The sequence below is a fragment of the Methylomicrobium album BG8 genome (genome assembly GCF_000214275.2).
Lineage (GTDB): Bacteria > Pseudomonadota > Gammaproteobacteria > Methylococcales > Methylomonadaceae > Methylomicrobium > Methylomicrobium agile.
On sequence record NZ_CM001475.1, the window covers coordinates 1,402,890 to 1,422,189 of the forward strand.

General features: G+C 59.7%; 16 protein-coding genes and 1 pseudogene. 8 read left to right on the forward strand and 9 right to left on the reverse strand.

Features of this window, described 5'->3' with window-relative positions:
• Nucleotides 1-22: 22 nt before the first annotated feature.
• The 3 genes from lplT to METAL_RS06150 all read right to left on the reverse strand — a co-directional run bounded on the left by lplT (nt 23) and on the right by METAL_RS06150 (nt 3,263).
• On the reverse strand, nt 23-1,333 hold the full coding sequence (lplT, locus tag METAL_RS06135; protein WP_005370634.1) for a lysophospholipid transporter LplT: 1,311 nt from the start codon (nt 1,331-1,333) through the stop codon (nt 23-25).
• A gap of 14 nt (nt 1,334-1,347) precedes the next feature.
• Nucleotides 1,348-2,142 carry a UDP-2,3-diacylglucosamine diphosphatase gene (locus tag METAL_RS06140; RefSeq protein WP_005370635.1) on the reverse strand — a complete coding sequence of 265 codons (795 nt, stop codon included), beginning with the start codon at nt 2,140-2,142 and terminating at the stop codon, nt 1,348-1,350.
• 212 nt (nt 2,143-2,354) lie between these two features.
• Nucleotides 2,355-3,263 carry a hypothetical protein gene (locus METAL_RS06150; RefSeq protein ID WP_005370651.1) on the reverse strand — a complete coding sequence of 303 codons (909 nt, stop codon included), beginning with the start codon at nt 3,261-3,263 and terminating at the stop codon, nt 2,355-2,357.
• 86 nt (nt 3,264-3,349) lie between these two features.
• Between METAL_RS06150 and METAL_RS21955 the strand changes: the two genes are divergently transcribed.
• Both METAL_RS21955 and METAL_RS21960 read left to right on the forward strand, forming a co-directional pair.
• Nucleotides 3,350-3,826, forward strand: coding sequence for an IS5 family transposase (locus tag METAL_RS21955; protein WP_031429487.1), 477 nt, complete (start codon nt 3,350-3,352; stop codon nt 3,824-3,826).
• Nucleotides 3,718-4,116 (forward strand): annotated as a pseudogene (locus METAL_RS21960) (IS5 family transposase); the annotation flags it as partial. The gene METAL_RS21955 and the pseudogene METAL_RS21960, both read left to right, overlap by 109 nt.
• Nucleotides 4,117-4,125: 9 nt before the next feature.
• On the opposite strand, the gene METAL_RS06165 reads toward METAL_RS21960, so the two are convergent.
• Entirely contained in the window at nt 4,126-4,938 is an 813-nt protein-coding gene (locus METAL_RS06165) for a hypothetical protein (protein WP_005370652.1), read from the reverse strand.
• Between the two features lie 144 nt (nt 4,939-5,082).
• Here METAL_RS06165 and METAL_RS06170 point away from each other — a divergent pair, with 144 nt between their 5' ends.
• Both METAL_RS06170 and METAL_RS06175 read left to right on the forward strand, forming a co-directional pair.
• Entirely contained in the window at nt 5,083-6,699 is a 1,617-nt protein-coding gene (locus tag METAL_RS06170; protein ID WP_005370653.1) for an alkaline phosphatase D family protein, read from the forward strand.
• A 166-nt stretch (nt 6,700-6,865) separates the two neighbouring features.
• Entirely contained in the window at nt 6,866-7,147 is a 282-nt protein-coding gene (locus tag METAL_RS06175) for a type II toxin-antitoxin system HicB family antitoxin (RefSeq protein WP_005370659.1), read from the forward strand.
• A 652-nt stretch (nt 7,148-7,799) separates the two neighbouring features.
• On the opposite strand, the gene METAL_RS06180 is transcribed toward METAL_RS06175, so the two are convergent.
• From METAL_RS06180 to METAL_RS06200, 5 genes are all read right to left on the reverse strand, one after another.
• Nucleotides 7,800-9,254, reverse strand: a complete 1,455-nt coding sequence (locus tag METAL_RS06180) for a hypothetical protein (RefSeq protein WP_005370661.1) — start codon at nt 9,252-9,254, stop codon at nt 7,800-7,802.
• A 323-nt stretch (nt 9,255-9,577) separates the two neighbouring features.
• Nucleotides 9,578-9,763, reverse strand: coding sequence for a hypothetical protein (locus tag METAL_RS06185; RefSeq protein ID WP_005370663.1), 186 nt, complete (start codon nt 9,761-9,763; stop codon nt 9,578-9,580).
• Between the two features lie 287 nt (nt 9,764-10,050).
• A complete protein-coding gene (locus METAL_RS06190; protein WP_005370665.1) occupies nt 10,051-10,380 on the reverse strand; it encodes a Spy/CpxP family protein refolding chaperone in 330 nt (109 codons plus the stop codon).
• Nucleotides 10,381-10,764: 384 nt separating this feature from the next.
• Nucleotides 10,765-11,439: a response regulator gene (locus METAL_RS06195; protein WP_005370667.1), complete on the reverse strand. Its 675-nt coding sequence runs from the start codon at nt 11,437-11,439 to the stop codon at nt 10,765-10,767.
• The gene (locus METAL_RS06200; RefSeq protein ID WP_005370669.1) at nt 11,436-12,878 is read right to left on the reverse strand and encodes an ATP-binding protein; all 1,443 of its coding nucleotides are present in this window, start codon (nt 12,876-12,878) and stop codon (nt 11,436-11,438) included. The genes METAL_RS06195 and METAL_RS06200 overlap by 4 nt, the downstream gene beginning before the upstream one ends.
• Nucleotides 12,879-13,112: 234 nt before the next feature.
• On the opposite strand from METAL_RS06200, the gene METAL_RS19855 reads away from it, so the two are divergent.
• The 4 genes from METAL_RS19855 to METAL_RS06220 all read left to right on the forward strand — a co-directional run bounded on the left by METAL_RS19855 (nt 13,113) and on the right by METAL_RS06220 (nt 19,291).
• Nucleotides 13,113-14,834, forward strand: coding sequence for a transglycosylase SLT domain-containing protein (locus METAL_RS19855; protein ID WP_005370671.1), 1,722 nt, complete (start codon nt 13,113-13,115; stop codon nt 14,832-14,834).
• A 370-nt stretch (nt 14,835-15,204) separates the two neighbouring features.
• Nucleotides 15,205-17,022 carry an anti-phage ZorAB system protein ZorA gene (gene zorA, locus METAL_RS06210; RefSeq protein WP_005370672.1) on the forward strand — a complete coding sequence of 606 codons (1,818 nt, stop codon included), beginning with the start codon at nt 15,205-15,207 and terminating at the stop codon, nt 17,020-17,022.
• A complete protein-coding gene (locus METAL_RS06215) occupies nt 17,022-17,717 on the forward strand; it encodes an OmpA/MotB family protein (RefSeq protein ID WP_005370674.1) in 696 nt (231 codons plus the stop codon). Before zorA ends, METAL_RS06215 begins: the two co-directional genes overlap by 1 nt.
• Complete coding sequence (locus tag METAL_RS06220; RefSeq protein WP_005370676.1) at nt 17,708-19,291, forward strand: EH signature domain-containing protein; 1,584 nt, start codon at nt 17,708-17,710, stop codon at nt 19,289-19,291. Before METAL_RS06215 ends, METAL_RS06220 begins: the two co-directional genes overlap by 10 nt.
• Nucleotides 19,292-19,300 lie beyond the last annotated feature (9 nt).

Here is a 19,300-nt window from a genome sequence, read left to right on the forward strand (position 1 = left end):
CGCGGCGAAAGCCGGCGGAATGTTACGGGTTCGAATCCTGATCGTGGCCGTGAAGGCGATGGATCGCGGCCATGCTGAGCGCGATGAACAAACCGAAGGCGATCACGACGGTCTGGATTGAAAAACCGGCCTTGATCATCAGGGAATAAGCGCCGAGCATCAGCAGAATGCTCAGGTTCTCGTTGAAGTTCTGCACCGCGACCGAATGGCCCGACCCCATCAGCAAATGCCCGCGGTGCTGGAGCAGGGCGTTCATCGGAATCAGGAAACTGCCGGCCAGGATGCCGATCGCAAGCAGCAGCAGCGTGGCCAGGCGCCAGTCGCTCACCCACGCCATCGCCAGCACGACCAGCCCCATCGCGATGCCGAGCGGCAGGACCTTGACCGCATGCATCACCGGCACCGATTTGGCGGCAATCACCGAGCCGGCCGCCAGGCCGAGCGCGACGACTGCGGTCAACTGCGTCGCCTGTTCCCGGTCGAAATTCAAGGCGGCGGCCGACCAGGCCAGAATGATGAAGCGCAGGCTGGTGCCGGCGCCCCAGAACAGCGAGGTGACCGCCAGCGAAACCTGGCCCAGCGGATCTTGCCAGAGCATCCGGAAACTCTGCCGGAACTCCCTGACCAGCGAGACCGGATCGCGATGCGTCAACGCGTGCTCGATCGCCAGTTTCGGGATGAAGCAATTCAGTATGGCCGCGACCAGGTAAATGCCCAGGACCGCCAGAATCGCGAATTCGGGCGCGGTATCGATGCCGCCGTTGAAAGCCAGCCCGTTCAACCGCTGCACGATCAGGTCTTCGGTGCGCGGCCCGATCAGCAAACCGCCGAAAATGGCGCCCAGAATGATCGCGGCGACGGTCAGCCCTTCCATCCAGCCGTTCGCCCAGACCAGCCTTTCGGCCGGCAGATATTCGGTCAGAATCCCGTATTTCGCCGGCGAATACAGCGCCGCGCCGAGGCCGACAAAGCCGTAGGCGATCAAAGGATGCAGGCCGAACAGCATCGCCAGGCAGCCGGCCGTCTTGATGCTGTTGCTGATGAACATCACCTGGCCTTTCGGCAGCGCATCCGCGTAGGCGCCCACAAACGGGGCCAGCAGAATGAACGCGAACACGAAGAACTGCTGCAGCACCGGGATCTGCCAGGCGGGCGCCTGCATCGATTCGAGCAGCGCGATCGCCGCGAACAGCAGCGCGTTGTCGCCGAGCGAGGAAAAGAACTGCGCGGCCAGGATCGTGTGGAAACCGCGGGCTGTCGAAGATGCGGCGCGCAGGGGCGCATCGGCGGGAACCGGATCGGCGGCGGCAAAAGGGTTCGAGGGTTTATGCATCGCGTTGATCCTTTTCAATCATGAACGTGGGCTTCGAGAGCGATTTGCGCCGCAAGCGCCGGCTCATCCTGTTTGAGCCAATGCATCAGTTCCAGGCTGCCGTCGAAATGCTCGACGATCGCGGTGCAGCTTTCGACGAAATCCCCGGTATTCACGTATAGGAAGCCTTCCATTTCCTTGATTTCGGCATGGTGGATGTGGCCGCAGATCACGCCGTCCAGCCCTTTGTCGCGCAACGTGCTGACGATGCTTTTTTCGTAATCGGAAATGAACTGCACGATGTTTTTGACTTTGAACTTCACGTAGGCGGCCAGCGAGAAATGCGACTGGATGCCGAGCCAGCGCCTGACCGGACGCAAGATGCGGTTGATCCATAACAGAAAGTCGTAGCCGGCGCTGCCGAGTCTGGCGATCCACTGGTGATATTGAGCGATCGTGTCGTATTCGTCGCCGTGCACCACCAGAAACTGCTTGCCCAGGACGGTGGTATGCACGTCCGTATTTTTGACCACGATATCCCCGAACACGTAATTGTGGTAGTCGCGCACATTTTCGTCATGGTTACCGGGCACGTAAATAATCTGGGTGCCGTGGCGGGCCTTGCGGAGCAGTTTCTGTATCACCGTATTGTGCTCGCGTGGCCAGTACATTTTTTTCGACAGCGACCAGAAATCGATGATGTCGCCGACCAGGTAAAGTTTTTCGCTCTCGGTCTGTTTCAAAAAATCGAGCAGCACGTCCGCCTGGCATTGCGCGGAACCGAGGTGAAGGTCTGAAATCCAGATGGTGCGGTAGGTAGTGTTGTCCATAATCTCACCGGAGGTTATTACAAGTCAGTGGGACGCTGCTGAAAACGCCGGAGGCCGGCAGCCCTGTGTGCCGCAAGCAGTGCGCCGCTCGCGGAGCAAAGCGCAGCAGCGATGCTAACAGCGGCGCATGAAAATTGCGTGACATCGGCGTCCGCCGTTCGCGTTCGGCTTGAATGCCGAGAGGGATGCCGGCGCGCGAGGGGATTTGCATGCTAAGGTTCCGCGTCGATCCTGAAGCCTTCTACGAGCGCTTGTTGCGTATTCGGCTGGCTGGAGGCCGCATAAAGGTAATTTTGATGAATGACCGGCGCGGAGAGCGGCCGCCCCGTTCCCCGGAGCGAAACCTCGGCCAGCCGCTTGCCGTCCCGGATGCGTATTCCGTAAAGCGTGCCGTGCTGGCCGATATCGATGATCCACACGATTTCCTCCCCGCTTTGCGGAAGCTTCGAAATCACCGGCAATGAGGGGTGGGCTCGGAAGCGCTGCTTCGCTTCGGGGCTTTCGGGCGCGGGAAATTGCCAGAAACGCGCGAACTTCGGCGTGCCGTTTTCGCTCACGATCTTCAGCGCGACCAAGCCGGCCGGATGCGTTTTATCCGGCACGAAGGTCGGAACGACCACCACCGGGACATCCGCCGCATAGCTGACGACCGGCTGCGTCACGATCATGCCCATCCAGGGAATCTTGCAGGGGTCGGCGGCGGTGCCGCAGACGTCGGCGATCTGCAGCCGGTCGTACTGCGTGCCGAGATGCTCCGCATCCAATAGGGAAACCCCGCCGTCCTTGCCAGGCTGCACCAGCACCGAGCGTCCGTCCTGCAAAGCGACTTTGACCGGCGCGTTCGCGCCGAGGTCGTAATCCATCCAGGCCAGGCAGTCCGCGTAGCTTTTGCCGTCGCAGTCGCCGCTTGCGGGCTGCAATGGCGGATTGTGCGCGGCCAGTCGGGGAATGAACAGATTTTTGCAGGATGCCATGCAGGCATTGTCCGGGTTTTGGGGATCGAAATCCGTGCATAATTGGACATCGCAGCCGGGATCGAAGGCGAGTCCGGGTTTCAGGCGTATCAGCGTATTGGCGTAATCGCGCCGGGACAGATCCACCTGACCGTTGCCGGTCGGCACGAACAGTTCGTAGATAGTGTCGTCACAAGATAAGTCTTTGTCAGGTATAATACGGAGATTGTCGTTGCTGATGAGATTAAAGAGCCATGTCCCAACCTGCCCACCGCCGCCATGACATTTCCGATACGGTTTGGAGCTTACTGGAACCCCATCTGCCCGGCCGTGCCGGGGCCTGGGGCGGAAAAGCGCGAGACAACCGCTTGTTTATCAATGCGGTCTTCTGGATTTTGCGTACCGGTGCGCCATGGCGCGACCTGCCACCTGACTATGGCGATTGGAAGAACACCCATCGCCGGTTTTGCCGTTGGCGAGATCACGGCGTCTGGGAAGCCCTGTTGGAACAGTTGGTCACCGAACCCGACTATGAATGGTTGATGATTGATGCCAGCCACATCAAAGTCCATCCGCATGCGACCGGCGCGCAAGGCGGCAATCAGGGCATGGCGGTCACAAAAGGGGGCTCAACAGTAAGATACATCTGGCCGTGGATGCGCATGGTATGCCGGTCAGAATCCTTATTACAGCAGGTACCACAGCAGATTGTTCGCAGGCTTCAGCCTTGATCGAAGGCGTGGATGCTCAGTACTTATTGGCGGACAAAGGCTACGATAGCGATGCTATCGTAGCCCAAGCCGAAGCAAATCAGATGACGGTGGTCATTCCGCCACGCCGCAATCGAAAACAACCCCGCGACTACGATCGCGACCTGTACAAACTGCGGCATTTAGTAGAAAACGCGTTCTTGCACCTCAAGCGCTGGCGAGGTATTGCCACACGCTATGCCAAGAACACCGCATCGTTCCTGGCCGCTGTGCAGATCCGGTGCATCGCCCTGTGGACAGCTATCTTATGACGACACTATCTAGTTGTCTCCGGACGGGTAGAGCTGGGGGCCGGGCGGGGTCCAGATGCCGCCGCCGCAGATCATTTCCCGGGTGCCGGATTCCACCGTGACCGGGCATTCGGCTTCCGGCGTGGTCAGCAGCGCGGCGGTAATCGCCCGCTCCGGGCCTTGCCGCCGCCAGAGGTCCAGATCGACTTCGAACAGCCAGCCGTGAAAAGGCTGGGTGTCGCCGGCGTTGCCGAAAGACGCGTACGCCACGCCGAGCCCGCCGTCTTTTTTCGGCGCGTGTTTCAAGGCCGCGTGCGAATAGGCGGTCGGCGGGTTGAATCGGACGGTCGAGCGGCCGTCCGCGGCCGGTTTCTCGGCGCCGAACTCCAGGACCGGAAACGCCGCGTCCAGTTGCCGTAGCGCCAGATCGATCACCGCCATGCGGTGACTGACGCGGACGCCCCGGTCCAGGCATTGGTAAACGATCACCAGCTTTTCGCCCACCAGCACCGGCGTCGCAACCAGCTCGACCTGTTGTCCGTCGGGAGCTGGCGCGTCGATTTGCCACGCCGGCGCGCCGGTTTCCGCATCCAGCAGTGAAATCAGGCCATTGGAGGCGGCGGCGACCAGCCGGGGCTTGCCTTCGATCCGGCTCAACAACGGTGACGCGATCAGCGTTTGCCCGAGCGCGGCGGAGGGGAGGGGAGAAGTAGCGAACACAGGGGTCAGGGAAATCTGTCCGGGATCGTGCGCGATGGCGAAGCCCGGCATTCGGTCATTCGACAGGGCGAGGCCGGCCGCCGCCAGGAAGGCCGCCTGTAGATAAACCCGCTTGAATTTCATGCAGCGCTGGTACTCTTCTTGCTATTTTTGTCGGCATTCTAGTCCGCGACTGTTACGAAATGATGAAAGCGGCCGTTCCGTCATCAGCCTGTCATGATTCCGTTCCCATAATAAAGTCCGGTGTTCAATCATGATCTGTTTCAGATGGCGAATGATGTTTTAGGGTCCCGACGCCATTTCCTCAAGACGGCGGGGCTGGCATTGGGGGCCGGTTTTATCCCGACCCTGGCCGGGTACGGCAGTAGCGGCGGGTCGGGGCGGGCAGGGGAGTTGACCGGCCGGCCGCTGACGCTGCAGGGCGTTCAGTTCGGCGACATGCTGGCGGATAGGGCCGTCGTCTGGAGCCGCTCCGACGGCCCCGCCCGAATGGTCGTCGAGTACGGCTTCAAGCCCGATTTCAGCGATGCCGGCACGCTGCCCGGCCCCTTGGCCCTGCCCGGCACTGATTATACGGCCCGCCTCGATCTGAGCGGCTTGCCGTCCGGGCGGGAGGTGTACGTCAGAGTCCTGTTCCGGGACCTCGATAATCCGAAGATTTTCAGCGAGCCCTTGTACGGCCGTTTCCGGACGGCGCCCGAGGATAGGCGGGACGTGCGCTTCCTGTGGTCGGGCGATACCTGCGGGCAGGGCTGGGGCATCAATCCCGATATCGGCGGCATGCGCATCTTCGAAGCGATGCGCCGGACCGCGCCGGATTTTTTCATTCACTGCGGCGACAGCATCTATGCCGACAGCCCGATTCCGGAATCCCAGATCGTGCCGCAGACCGGCGCGGTCTGGAATAACCTCGTGATTCCGGAAGTCGCCAAGGTCGCCGAGACGCTGGACGAGTTTCGCGGCCGCTATAAATACAATCTGCTCGACGACAACCTGCGGCGTTTCAATGCGGAAGTCCCGACCGTCTGGCTTTGGGACGACCATGAGATCACCAATAACTGGTCCCCCTCGAAAGATTTGGGCGCCGATCCGCGCTATGCCGAAAAATCGATCGCAAAGCTGGTCGAGCGCGGCAGGCGGGCCGCGTTCGAATATGCGCCGATGCGTCTGCCCTCCGCCGATGCCGCCGGGCGGATTTACCGGAAGTTGTCTTACGGGCCGCTGCTCGACGTGTTCGCGCTGGACATGCGTTCGTACCGCGGCGGCAACAACTGCAACGACCAGGCCCGGCCGGGGCCGGAGACATGCTACCTGGGACGGGAGCAGTTGGACTGGCTGAAAGCCGGCTTGAAGCGGTCGGCCGCGGTATGGAAGGTGATTGCGGCGGACATGCCGCTCGGCCTGCAGTCGCTGGACGGCGTCGACGGCCGGAGCCGGCCGCAATTCGAAAGTGTGGCGAACGGCGACGGCCCGGTGCGGGGGCGCGAATTCGAACTGGCCGAGTTGCTGGCGTTCCTGAAGCGGGAAGGCATCGCCAACACGGTCTGGCTGACCGCGGACGTGCATTATGCGGCCGCTCATTTTTACGAGCCGGCGAAGGCCCGGTTCAAGGATTTCGAACCGTTTTGGGAGTTTGTCGCGGGGCCTTTGAACGCGGGCAGCTTCGGCCCGCACGAGCTGGACGATACGTTCGGTCCGCAAGTGATCTTCCAGAAAGCCTCGCCGGTATCGAATCTGTCGCCGTTGTTGGGCTTGCAATCGTTCGGCCAGGTCGACGTTGACGGCCGGAGCGGGGTAATGACGGTTGTGCTGAAAGACGGCGAAGGGAACGCGCTGTATACCGGGGAACTTGTGCCTGCTTGGCGAAAACGCGGGCCGAAATGAATACGCGGCCTATCCATTCTCTATCCATTATGGCACTTTTATATCTCTATACAGCGTCTTGCCGGTATCTGTAGAATCTTCTTTTAGAAGAACCTCACGGACATAACAAAAACATCGGAGCGGGGGGCCATCTGCCTTTAACGATAAATAAACTAGAGTGAGCGTTATGAAAATGAAATTATTCGCCATTATTCAGCCGACCAACAAAGGTCTCGCCAAAAGTTTCACCGCTTATTGCCCGGATATTCCGGGCTGCATTGCCCACGGGCCGACCGAGGAAAAAGCCTTGTTGGCCCTACAGACCACCCTTTCGCACCAGATACAAAACCTGGAAGAACTCGGGCTCGAACCGCCGATGCACCAGTGCAAGGTAAAAGTTCTGGAGGTCGAAACCGTCGATGTGCCGCAAAACGATTACGGTTTTGCCAACTTAAGCCGCCTGCACTAACTGAATCCTGCGGGAAACAGCATCAGCCTTTAGTTGGGATGTGACAGAAAATCACTTCCCCCAAAAGGCTACCCGATCGTTCCCTCGCGCTACGCGCCTCATCGGACACCTCGGCTGGCGGCAATGGGGCAGAGACGTTTTTTTTAAACTCAGTTGTAGGGTACGCTGTGCGTACCTTCCCTCCTCAATGGTATAGCACACCAATGGTACGCACAGCGTACCCTACAACGCATGCCGGGCGGGGATATTCATTCCGTCCGTAACGTTTGAAGCGGGACGGACAGGGAGGATGATTTTGTGCTTGCGGAGAATTTTCAAACAGGGGGACGGGGAGATAAACCCATAGGCGCTAACTTAAAAATTGACCAATTCCAATAAAAATAATTAATTTCCAATATGTTATGGTTTTTGGAACGGCAAATCAAAGTAAAACTTTAAGGAGAGATTCCTTTTACTTTCAATATTTTATATTTTAGGTTAGCGCCTATGGGTTATAACCCCCCCCCCGTTCCGCTCAGTGTAACAATTTTCAGGGGCCGATATTTTGCCTTCATTGGAAATTTATGTGAAGTTTCTCCCGTCGAGGCCCGGCGTTCTCGCTACCGCGTAGCCACTCTATATAGGGAAGGGCCGATTCGGCATCCGCCTGGGCTTACCGGCGCGCGCCGGATCTTGCGCCGCCTCCGAAAGACCCGCTTCCGCGGGTGCCGAAGCGGGCGCCGCCTTGAAATCCTTCGAAGGCTCCGCGGCGGGGAGCCGCCGGCGACATGCTTCTTTCTGCGGTACGAGGCGGCAGGAAGATGCGCTCCCGGCGATGGAGGGGAGCGGCGCGGATGTTTTGGGGCACTTGAATTCCTTGGCCGAAAGACCGCCGTTCGCGTCCGTTTCCGCCGGCAAGCCGTCTCGCTTCTTGCTGCGGGTTCGTCCGGCGATTGGCAATATCGCGGGAACGATACGATGGAGTGACAGCGGAACCGCCGTTCCGCCGCGCCGCTCGAAGGGCGGAATTCCAGCGGATGATTTGAGGGCGCTGGCTTCGGCTTCCCGAAAAACCTTCCCTGGAAGCGGAGCGGTTCCAGCCGCGGCGGCTCCCGACGCGCGACACGATGGCCCGAGCGCCGGCTCTGGCAGACGGCGTGTAAAACCCGTATCTGGGCTGGCGAAAGCCTCCTGGAGGCGTTTTGAGCGATCTCTCGGCCCCTGGATAACGGTATCTGTTGCCGCCGGTATGGCGGCTGACGAAATAACGATGGCGGTCGAGAAATACAGCGCGGTGAAAATCGTTCAACACGAAGAAGCCGGGAAAATAGAATCCCGTGGACCAGAAGGGGTAAGGCGTCCAGGTGTAAAGATAATCGTAAGGCGCCGGCGGCGAATAATAGGTGACCACGGGCGGGCCGTACACGTCGAAATAATCCTCGACGGCGCCGGAATTCGGATTTGGCGCGTATTCCGGCAGGGGCGCTTCGCCCGTCAGTCCTCCGTCCAGGTCGGAAACTCCGGGGGGCGCCGGCGGATTCAGGGTTTTGACGCTGTTCCGATAGGCTTCCGGTATGGCATTGTAGTCATCGGTGTAATGAATTTCTCCCTGCACGTCGGTATAGCGATACAAGGGCTTGTTTTCCGGCTTGCGGACCGGGCCGGCAGGCGTTTTCAGATCCGGCGTCACGTCGAGCCCGAGTGCTTTTTCCACTTCGGCGAGCAGCGCCAGGGCTTGGTGCTTGCCGAAACCGAGTTTTCCCTGCCCGGCGGCGTCGGCAAGGCTTTTCTCGATATCCCCCAGTACCGCCGGCGTTACGGGATAATCGGTAATCCAGCCGTTTGCGGGCCCGATGCCGAAGCCGTCGAGCAGCGATTCCGCTTGGGCTTCGTCCGGCGCCCGGCCAAGCTTTAACGCTTCGGCGAGCCGCACGGCGAATACGCCTTCGGGCACCAAAGCCTGTTCCATAGGGGGCAACCCGGTCGTGGCAGCGGCAGGGGGTGAAGCGACGGCGGGCCGCGGAGGATTTACGGTCTCTTCTCCGTAAGCGGCCGCCGCAAGCAGGCATCCGGCGGCGGCAAGAAACACCGCATGGCGGATGTGCCGTGTGAAGACTGGAGCGGACATGATTGACGCCTCGATGTCGGAAAATCTTTAGGCCGCCGGCCGGCCGATAAAATTCCCTGGGTTCTATCGGCGTTCATCAAGGCCGTTCGGTTGCGAAAGTTTGCCAGTTCGCCGGATGGCATGCCGAACAGGCAGGCGGTTTTCGCTTTTTGATGGCGACGTCGATACTGCCGACCCAGGCGTCGTCCCTCCGGCGGAAGGCTTTGAGATTCCTGCTCGAATCGACTACCGCGGAGAGATTAAAAATCGTTCTACAGGGGCGTATTAGCCGAAACTCGTCAGCTCGAACGCGGCATGCAAAAGAGAATCTTCCGCGGCTCGTGCTACCGGTCGTCCTTTGCTGCGGGATTGCATTCGGCATGCCCGCAGTTGCAAGTATCGGCGCCGACCATATTTTCGCAATAATCGCTGCAATATTTCTGGCCGGCCGAAACCGGACAATGGCAGCCGGCGTGCGCGCATTCGGAGGATGGGGTCGAGGCGGGCCGGGTGTTTTCCCTTGAGATCATTCCTTGTCTCCTGTGATTGTTGACTCTCCCTTTTTTCATTTTATCCGTCGGTCGTCAGCGGTTATGTTCGCTAGCGAGCTTAAGCGGAAATTTTTGCGGAAAAAACGACTTTTTATAAAAAATCAAAGGCTTTTCCGCTTCGAAGCGATACGCCGAAGTATTTGCCCGGTCCGCCGGCCCGGCCGGCGGCTACGGGCTTGGCGCAGCGTCGAACTCCGATCCTGCCTGCGCTGCCGGTGTATCGGAAGGCGGGTAGGAGAGCGTTCGACGCTCCTTTGGGCCGCGGTTTATTCGGATTTTGCCTGACCTTTTTTATTCTTCCAGTGTCCGCGGTGCTGTTTTTTGAGCGCGTCGAGTTTGGTCAATTGTTCCGGAGTCAATACGGCGCCGAGTTTGCTGTGGGTTTCTTCGTGCAGCGCCTTGAATTTGTCCTGTTGTTCCTTAAAGATCGCTTCCACTTTGCCTTTTTGTTCTTCCGTCAGTTGCAGCTCCTGGGTCAGGCGTTCGATCCGAGGCTGCTGATGATCTTCCGAACCGGGGCCCTGGGCGCCGGGAAACGCGGCAGCGGTCAACGGGAAGATCGTTACGAATGCGAGTGTCAGTAAGGTTTTGTTCATGGTCTTGCCTCATTCAGATTAATTTGGGGATTCGAACGGGAGGTTTCGCCGTTCTTGGGGAATAAGATAATCGGCGACCATGCAAACAATTTGCAGCAATTGTGGAAACAATGTGGAAGTTTCAGCGCGGTATTTCGAGCGGAAACAGGAAGGACGCGAAACGGCGCCGCCCCTGGAGATGCGGTAGAGCATTTTCGCTTTGGGTATATGGCCTTCGTAAGGAAAGCACGTCATTCAGGGATTGCCGGACGACTGCCCCCGTAGGGTACGCTGTGCGTACCCTCCATGTCGAAAGGTACGCACAGCGTACCCTACGGGGCTGGGCTTAACGGCTGGGCGCCTTTCAGAAGGTGAGGACCTCTCTGCACTCGATATGAAAATGCGCTAATCCGGGTTTTCGTAACGGTAGCCGGCGCCGTAAACCGAGTGGATCACTTCCTTTTCGGGCAGCAGTTCGGCCAGTTTTTTGCGCAGCTTCTTGATGTGGCTGTCGATCGTCCGGTCGGAGACGATGCGCTGGTCGGGATAGATCAGATCCATCAACTGCTGCCTGGAGAAAATGCGTCCCGGCTGCCGGTGCAAGGCCTGCAGCAGTTCGAATTCGACCGCGGTCAATTCGGCTTCCCGGCTGCCGGCGCGCACCCGGAATTGGCCGGGATCGAGAGCCAGCGAATGCCCGTTCGGTGTTGGGGCGGGCGGTTGCAGGCGGCGCAAGACCGCCTTTACGCGCGCGACCATCTCGCGCGGGCTGAAAGGCTTGCAGATATAGTCGTCGGCGCCGAGCTCCAGCCCCAGCAGGCGGTCGATTTCTTCGATGCGTGCGGTGACCATGATGATCGGCACCGTGCTGAAGCTCCTGATCTCGCGGCACAGTTCCAGGCCGTCCCGGCCGGGCAGCATCAGATCCAGCAGCACCAGGTCGGCGCCATGCTGCCTGAGCCAGGGCACGACGGCGAGGCCGTCGGCCAGAATCGTGCCGGCAAAGCCCGCCGCCTGCAGATAATCGGCCTCCAATTGCGCGAGCCGGGGTTCGTCTTCGACGATCAGTATCCGTTTCATCCGTTCACCGGCAGTTCGATCCGAACCCGAAGCCCGCCCGCCGCGGAAGCGCTTGCGCTGATCTTGCCCCGGTGCGCCTTCACGATATTGCTGCAGATCGCCAGCCCGAGGCCGGCGCCGCCGTGATGGCGGCTGCGCGAGCTTTCGACCCGGTAAAAGCGGTCGAACAGGTGCGGCAGCGCCGCTTCCGGCACGCCCGGCGCGCTGTCGGCAAATTCGACCGCGAGCGCGCCGGCTTTCCGCGCGGCGGTCACGTTCAGTCGTCCCCCGGCGTCGGTATAATTCAGGCTGTTGGTCAACAGGTTGCGGAAAAGCTGCGACAGGCGGTCCGGGTCGGCATGAAGGGTAAATGGGGATTCGCGCCGGTCGATGAGTTTTACCGCGATCCCTTTGGCGGCAAATTCCGGGGCTAGGGCGTCCGTGTCCGCCCGCAGGATCGCAACCGGGTCGACCGCGGATTTGCGGTAGCTCAAGGCGCCCTGGTCGGACAGCGAGAGTTGATACAGATCGTCGGTCAGGCGGTTCAGGCGCATCAGATCGCCGTACAAGGCATCGACCGCCTCGCGCGTCAAAGGACGAATGCCGTCCTGCAAGGCTTCCAGTTCGCCGCGCAGCAGCGCGATCGGTGTCCGCAGTTCGTGCGAAATGTCCGCGATCCAGCGCCGCCGCGCCCGTTCGGCCTGTCCCAGCGCGGCCGCCATCTCGTTGAAATCGCGCGCCAATTGCCCCAGTTCGTCGGCCGATTCGACCGGCAGGCGGATGTCGTAATTGCCGGCCGCCAGCGTTCTGGCCGCGCCGGCGATGCGTTTTAACGGCCGGCCGAGCGCGTACGCCAGCACCGAGGCGAGCACCGCGGACAGCAGCACCATTCCCAGCGCGATCCATACGAAAGACCGGCCTTGCCGTTCGATGAACTGCAGCTCGATCGGCTGATTGAGCGGTTTGCCGGGCAACACGCCCAGGTAGCCGACGACCTGCTGTCGGTACAGAATAGGGTGCAAGGCCAATTGCTCCAACCGGTCGCGGCGGCCGAAAATAACCGTTTTGTCCGCGCGCAGCAGCATCACCCGCAATTCCAGCGGCAGAAACCGGCGTTCGGATTTCGGGCCGGGCAAATCGGGCGGCCAAACGTCCGGCGGTTCTCTCATGGCTTGCCTCAGCCAGTCCAGCGGAAAATGACGCCGATGTTCGTGGCTTGTCCCCAGCAAGTCCAGCCATTGGCGTTTGTTGCCGGCCAGGCGCTCCCAACCGGGATCGGCCGTGTAATGATTTTCGAGATTTTCGAGCAGCGTGGACAGGTGCTCCTGCTGCCTTTTTTCGAGAAACTCGGCGAAGCCGCGGTCCAGCGACCAGCGCATGAAGGCGTACATGCCGGCGACTACCAGCAGCGTCGTCAGCAGCAGGGTCAAAAACAGCTTGAAACGGATCGATTTGGGCATCGGTCGGCAAAACGGAAATATTCGGCAGGCCAGATTTTACCGGGATTGCGCCGATTCCGTGGAAATACTTCCTTCGGATCATCCGTTAACCGGGACGATAACGAATCTTTTTCCGCGGCGGCGGTCGAAATCTCCGTAGCTTTATCTCACTGGGGCGACAAAGCGCAGGGGAAAATATTTTTCGGGATCGCTCCGGCCGGTTTGCGCCGGAGCATGGCGGGTGAGGGAACGGTTATGCGGTATTTTATGGAAGTGTTGACTCTCGTCATCGGCGTTACCTTGGCCGGTCCTGTTCCCGAAGCCGCCGCCGCTTTCGATACTGCCAAACACAAGAGACCTTACGCAAGAATGACGGTTGCCGGCCCGGACGACGTCTGGGCGCGTATCCGTTCCGGAATGGGCATTCTTCGCCCGGCCGCTGCCGATCAGGCGGCGGTCCGCTCCGGTTCTTCGGCGGTTGTCCTCAAAAAGCGTAAGCATCGGGGTGGAGGCCGCTATTTGCGATCCTCTTTCGAAGCTTTGCCGCAAACGGAGCTTGTTTCCGATGATTCGGAATCAAGCCGGCCGAAATTTGCTCCGCCCCGCTACACGGCGCTGGGCATGAAACTGCTGGGCGCGAAAGGCTCGCAGGACAACGAGGCGGATTGCGTGCCGTTCGCGGCGAAGAGGCGGCACGGCAATGTGCTTGTTGCGGATAGCGAGACGGCTTTGCGGGCATGGAAGGAGCAAACCCGAATCGGGGAGCCGCATCTCGATTTTCGCCGGCAACCCGCCCTTGGCTCAACCGACAGGTTAACCGGCCGGTTAAATGGCTTTAAAGCTTCAGCGCGTTTGTCCTGGCGCCTGAGCACAGAAGAGGGGACTGTAAAAACGGCCTCGCGTTGCGCAAAATCCCGATCATTCGCGCCCGGACCGGGCAGCCGGCAGCCGGAGCGCAATGCAAACCGGCTCGAAAAACAGGCTCTTCCGGCAGGGCATCCAGGCGAACAGGCCGCGATCGACCCGCGTATCGATAAATTCATCGACGTTTACACCCGAAATCCCGATTTCCTCTATCGCGTAGGCGAACGCGCGCGCCCCTACCTGTACCATATCGTCGAAGAACTCAGCCGTTACCGGTTGCCGCTGGAGCTGGCGCTGCTCCCGATCGTCGAAAGCGCTTACCGGCCGACCGCCGAATCTCCGAAAAACGCTAAAGGGCTCTGGCAATTCATTCCCGGCACCGGCATCGACTACGATTTGACGCAAAGCCGCGATTATGACGAACGGCTCGATATTCAAAAATCCACCCAGGCGGCGATACGTTTCCTGAGCGGTTTATATCGCCATTTCAACGGCGACTGGCTGCTGGCGCTGGCGGCTTATAATGCGGGGCAGGCCGCGGTAGACAATGCGGTCGGCCGTAACCGGGCGGCGGGCTTGCCGGCCGATTTCTGGTCGCTGAACTTGCCCCGTGAAACGAAGGAGTACGTTCCCCGGCTGCTGGCTTTATCGGCGATCTTCGCCCGCCCGGCCCACTTTGATGTTCGGTTGCCGTCCGTCAAGAACGAGCCGTATTTCGTCAAAGTCAAAATCGACGATGCGTTTGAAGTGAATTATCTGGCCGAAAAGAAAATCGCCGCGATCGCGGGTCTGGCCGATATGCCGCCTGATCGATTCCGCAGGCTTAACCCCGGTTATCTCGGGACCGTTTTGCCGCGCCGGCATGCTTACGTTTTTCTGCTGCCTTCGGATAACGCGGTCCGGCTTCGCCGGCGCCTGGCAGGTTTGTCCCGCAACGCCGTGTTTGCGGCGGAAAAACCGGCGGCAAATACCGGTTCATACGCTCCGGCTTCGCTTTTGGCCGGGGATTCGGCGGTCGGCAGTTCTTCCGGGCATCCGAAGTTCGCTGTGCCTTTCTTATTGCTTGACGAGGACGGCGAACAACGCCTGCCGGCGGAAGCTGGCGGCTTTTGAGTCGGCGGTTTCGGCTTGCGTCTGTGTTTTCGTTTTCATTCTGGCCGTTGCCGGCAGGTACCCTCTTTTTTCCCCGACAGCCCGAGAAAAATCTTTGCGGCACGTCAGGAGATACGACGCACTTCATTCCATCCGGTTCGACGTTCGGGCCGGCCTTTTCGAGGCCGGATTTTTGCATGACTCGCTCAGCGTGCCGTGATAGCATGAGCCGCATAAAGTCCAGGTAGAGCTTTATTCTTCGATTTTCATGGCCGATTTTTCCGTTTGCCCGAGCGGGTCCGCTCGGCAGGATCCCGGTAATACTGTGCCGGCCCGGTTTTTCACGGAGCTCTTTTGCACCCTTCCCAAACACTGTTGGAATGCGCTTTAAATGTTAGACTCCTTGTTCGCTTTTCTCCCCCGGCAATTCGCCCAATGGCTGGATATTCCCATCAGCGGCAATCCGCGGATGGTGATCAATGTGGTTGCCGTGCTGTTGCTGTTATTTTTGGTTTGGTACGTGGGGCAAGCGGTTTTTTCCCTGGTGCGCCTCCAATCGGCCATCGGCGCCTTAGCGGCTCTCCGGCGGCAAAAAGCCGGCGGTGAAACCGTCACCAAAGACGAATTGGACCGGATATTCCGGCACCGTTTCTTTGCCGGCGTTTGGGATACCTTCCGAGACACCCTGCACGAGCAGTACGAGGACCGAAACGCGCAAGGACGGATAGTCCGTATCCGCTCGACCGTTTCCGCCGAAGCGATCTTCAGCCCCCAATTGCTCGTCGATGCCCGATTGAACGTGGAGTTTTTCAAACACCTGCCGGGCCTGTTGACCGGAATCGGCATTATCGGCACGTTTTACGGATTGATTCACGGCATTCAGCAATTCGACCCTTCGCTGCTGGCCAAGGCGAGGGCCGACGCCGCCCAGATGGAAAAGCTTTTCCTCGGTTTGAAAAGCTTGTTCACCGAAGTCCAGGGCGCCTTCATCGCCTCCTTTTTCGCCATCGGCGCCGCCATGACGGTGACGTTTTTCGAGAAGGTATTGCTCAATCTTTGCTATCGGCGGCTGGAAGCGCTGTGCCGACTGCTGGATACGTTGTACGAAGGCGGCGTCGGCGAAGATTACCTGGCTTCGCTCGTCAAGTCGTCATCCGAAAACGCCGTCCAAATGAGCCAACTGAAAGACAGCCTCGTCGACGAACTGTCCGCCGTGCTGCAAAATCAGACCGTGCGGCAGATCGAACAATCGCAGCGGCTGGGCGATTTGCTGTCGGCGAGAATCCGGGAACATATCGAATCGGGGAGGGAGCACGGCGACCGGGTTAACCGCATACTGGAGAGAGGCCTGGACGACATCGGCAATAAAATGGCGCGTGTCGGCCGCGAACAGGGCGCTACGGTGACCACCAACCTGGAGCAACTGGTCCAGTCGTTTGCCGACAAAATCGACAGCGCCTTTGCCGACCGCATGCTGGGGCTGGTCGGGATGATGGACGACTCGGCCCAATCGATGCGGGACATGCAGGCGGGTTTTCACGAACTTCTGCACGAACTGCGCCGGTCGGGCAAAGCCGAGCGCGAAGAGCTCACTACCCACATGGCGTCCCTGGTGGATGTCCTCGGCGCCTCCCAGGGAACGCTGGAAGCGCAGCTGGCCGACACGAGCCGGACCTTCGCCGCGGCTATCGAAAAAATGAACGATAGCGCGGCGCGCATTTCGGAAGCCACCCAACGTTTTTCGCTGGCCGGCGACAAAGTGGCCGGTGTGCTGGAGCGCGCCGAGCAGGTCTCGCTGCAGCTTGCCCAAAGCGGCGGCCTGTTGGAAAACGCCTCGCATTCGGTCGCGGCCATTTTGGAGCAGTCTGCCGGAACGCGCGACGCCCTCGCCCAAATGGTCGCCGAAATGGCAAGCATGCTCGAAAGGGCCAAACAGGAGGCCGGCATGAACTGGCAAATCGTTCAGCAGATGCAGGCGACGGTGGAAGCGTTCGAACAACTGAATGCCGAGGCGGATAAATCGGTGGCCGCCATCGCCGAGAAGCTGGCGGAAACCCTGGCGAGGTTTCGGGAAGAAATGGCAAGGCACGATGCCGAGTTTCACAAGCATCACGCCGACACGCTCAACCAGGTCGCCTCGGCCTACGAGCCGCTGGCGGCTTCCATCGGCGGGCTTGCCGACATGATGATGCGGCGCGGGGAAATCTGATGCTGTCGCGCGGCACACCTCTCCCCAGGCCGAAGGAAGAAGGCGAAAAGCCGTTCTGGATTTCGTATGCCGACCTGATGACGGCAATGATGATGCTGTTTCTGATCGTCATGACCTTTTCGCTGGTCATCATCACCAATCCGGCGCCGGAATTGGAGCATCTCAAGAAAATCGGCCTGCTGTGCGAAGAAATCAAGCAGGCGGCTCAGGGCGTCAGCGGCGTGACGGTCGATTGCGTCAACAACCGCATCGATTTCGGCAGCCAGGCCCAGTTCGGCAACAACGATTCCAAACTCTCCGAGTCCGCCAGGCGGACGCTGCGGAAGTTCGTGCCCATCGTGCTGAATGTCGCGCGCAAGGACCGGGGGAAATTGCTCAAGCGGGTCGTGGTCGAGGGCTATGCCTCTCCGACCGGTTCCTATCTGCTCAATCTGCAGCTGAGCATGCGGCGGGCGGAAACCGTGCTGTGCAGCCTGTTCGAATCGCCGGCGCCTGAAGAAACCATTTTACTCGACGACGACAAGCGCATGATCCGCGATCTTTTTTTGGTGGGCGGCTACAGCTTCAACAACGGCGTGGGAAAAACGGAAGCCGAAATGCGGCGGGTCGAATTCAAACTGGATTTTTTGGGGTTCGACGAAACGCCGAGTACCGTGAATACGGTCGATACCGCCGATTTCGGGAAATGCCTGTGAAATACGCCGAGCATTTCAGCTGCGCCTTGCTGAAATTCGAAGATATTTACCGCATTCCGCCTTTCGCGGCCTCCGTCAAGCATATGGAGGCGACAAAAATCAGGATCGGGGAAACCCTGAAAAATGCGGATATGGGCAAGCCCAATCCGGAAATGGTGCGCCAGACGCTGGAGAAGTTTTTCCATTGGGTCAAGGAGCCTTCGAAGACGCCTTCTTTCAGTTGGCTGGAAGTCGCATTGCTCTGCCGCGGACTGCATACCGAAATCGCCGGCCACGGCTCGCTGATGCAATCGGAGAGCGCTGTCCGCTTCTTGCTGACCGAATTCGCCGCGCAATATTCCGGGCGGATGCTGAGCCCTTATCCCTGGCAGGGCCTGCTCAGCGCCTACCTGAATTGCCCGCCGGGCAACAACGCGGCCGAGGTTCGGAATCGAGAGGCGCTGCGGGCTTTTCTCGCGAACTCGCTGGATGCCGTAGCGCGCAGTTCGAGCTTTAAGCCGCGCTGGCTGGAAGGGATTCTAAAGCACAGCAGGGTCCTGGAAAAAAACGCCACGCGGACGCTGGCCGAAGACGCGCTGGAAGGGCGCTCCGAAATCGTGGAGCGCATCGCCCGGGAGGTCGATATTCCGCCGACCTCCTGGTTCTGGCCCGAATTGGTGATGGCTCAGGTCGATGCGATCGTCGGCTATCCGGACGACCGTTTCAAGCGGGCGATCGATCCCGTCCTGGCCCAACTGCGGCAACGCAGGGAATGCATCGACAAAGGCTTGGCCAGAATACTCGACCGGTATTCCCTGTGCCTGGCTGCCGAGCCTCACGAGGCTTTATTGTCGCTGGCCGTGTTCCGCTGGAAGAGCCCTTCGCTGGAAAGGCAAACCGCCTGGCTGCGGGTGACGCCGAAGGCCAAGGCCATGGTCCAGCGATGGCTGGTGCCGCACGATCTGGAGGCGGTTTTCAGGCAACTCGTCGAAGACAGCCGCCGGTATGAGTTCTGGTTGCAGTTTGTCGACCGGATCGAATTTACCCATATCTGGACCGGCAATTCCGTAAAGGAGTCCCCGTCCCGCCTTTCGCAGGATAGGGAAGAACGGCGTCCCGTTTTCCGCGATCCGGAAAAGCCGGACGACAATTTGATCCTGATGAAAATCGGCGGCCTGTTCATTCTCGAATCCGCGGTAAAGACCGGCGGCAAATGCTGGGCGTACCGGGAGGAGGATATTAACCCCCAGCTCTTGAAGCACGGCCTCCGTTACGGCGTTTTCCGGGATACCACGAAAAATATTTTCACGAACAGCTACGGGCACAGCGACGGCTTGATCCATTCCGGTTATGCCTGGGAAAAGGCCTTCCTGTCGGAACTGGCGAAATTCGGTATTTTTCCGGACCGCATGACTTTCGAGGCGCTGGCCGCGCGCTATCGGCTGGTGGTCGAATCCTTGCCCGACGGGGCCGAAAGGATATGCTGCAAGCACGGTTCCGGGGTACTCGGCGAGTGGCTGGGCAAACATGGCTTCATTCGCCGCGCCGACGGGTTTTATCGGCAATCCCGAAAGGAAGAAGCGGCAGAGTTTTGAAAGCGTTGG

Bases quoted from the DNA above. Each gene is read 5' to 3' on its own strand.
- lplT (WP_005370634.1), bottom strand. From the start codon at position 1,333: ATGCATAAACCCTCGAACCCTTTTGCCGCCGCCGATCCGGTTCCCGCC.
- METAL_RS06140 (WP_005370635.1), bottom strand. From the start codon at position 2,142: ATGGACAACACTACCTACCGCACCATCTGGATTTCAGACCTTCACCTC.
- METAL_RS21955 (WP_031429487.1), top strand. From the start codon at position 3,350: ATGTCCCAACCTGCCCACCGCCGCCATGACATTTCCGATACGGTTTGG.
- METAL_RS06165 (WP_005370652.1), bottom strand. From the start codon at position 4,938: ATGAAATTCAAGCGGGTTTATCTACAGGCGGCCTTCCTGGCGGCGGCC.
- METAL_RS06170 (WP_005370653.1), top strand. From the start codon at position 5,083: ATGGCGAATGATGTTTTAGGGTCCCGACGCCATTTCCTCAAGACGGCG.
- METAL_RS06175 (WP_005370659.1), top strand. From the start codon at position 6,866: ATGAAAATGAAATTATTCGCCATTATTCAGCCGACCAACAAAGGTCTC.
- METAL_RS06180 (WP_005370661.1), bottom strand. From the start codon at position 9,254: ATGTCCGCTCCAGTCTTCACACGGCACATCCGCCATGCGGTGTTTCTT.
- METAL_RS06185 (WP_005370663.1), bottom strand. From the start codon at position 9,763: ATGATCTCAAGGGAAAACACCCGGCCCGCCTCGACCCCATCCTCCGAA.
- METAL_RS06190 (WP_005370665.1), bottom strand. From the start codon at position 10,380: ATGAACAAAACCTTACTGACACTCGCATTCGTAACGATCTTCCCGTTG.
- METAL_RS06195 (WP_005370667.1), bottom strand. From the start codon at position 11,439: ATGAAACGGATACTGATCGTCGAAGACGAACCCCGGCTCGCGCAATTG.
- METAL_RS06200 (WP_005370669.1), bottom strand. From the start codon at position 12,878: ATGCCCAAATCGATCCGTTTCAAGCTGTTTTTGACCCTGCTGCTGACG.
- METAL_RS19855 (WP_005370671.1), top strand. From the start codon at position 13,113: ATGCGGTATTTTATGGAAGTGTTGACTCTCGTCATCGGCGTTACCTTG.
- zorA (WP_005370672.1), top strand. From the start codon at position 15,205: ATGTTAGACTCCTTGTTCGCTTTTCTCCCCCGGCAATTCGCCCAATGG.
- METAL_RS06215 (WP_005370674.1), top strand. From the start codon at position 17,022: ATGCTGTCGCGCGGCACACCTCTCCCCAGGCCGAAGGAAGAAGGCGAA.
- METAL_RS06220 (WP_005370676.1), top strand. From the start codon at position 17,708: ATGCCTGTGAAATACGCCGAGCATTTCAGCTGCGCCTTGCTGAAATTC.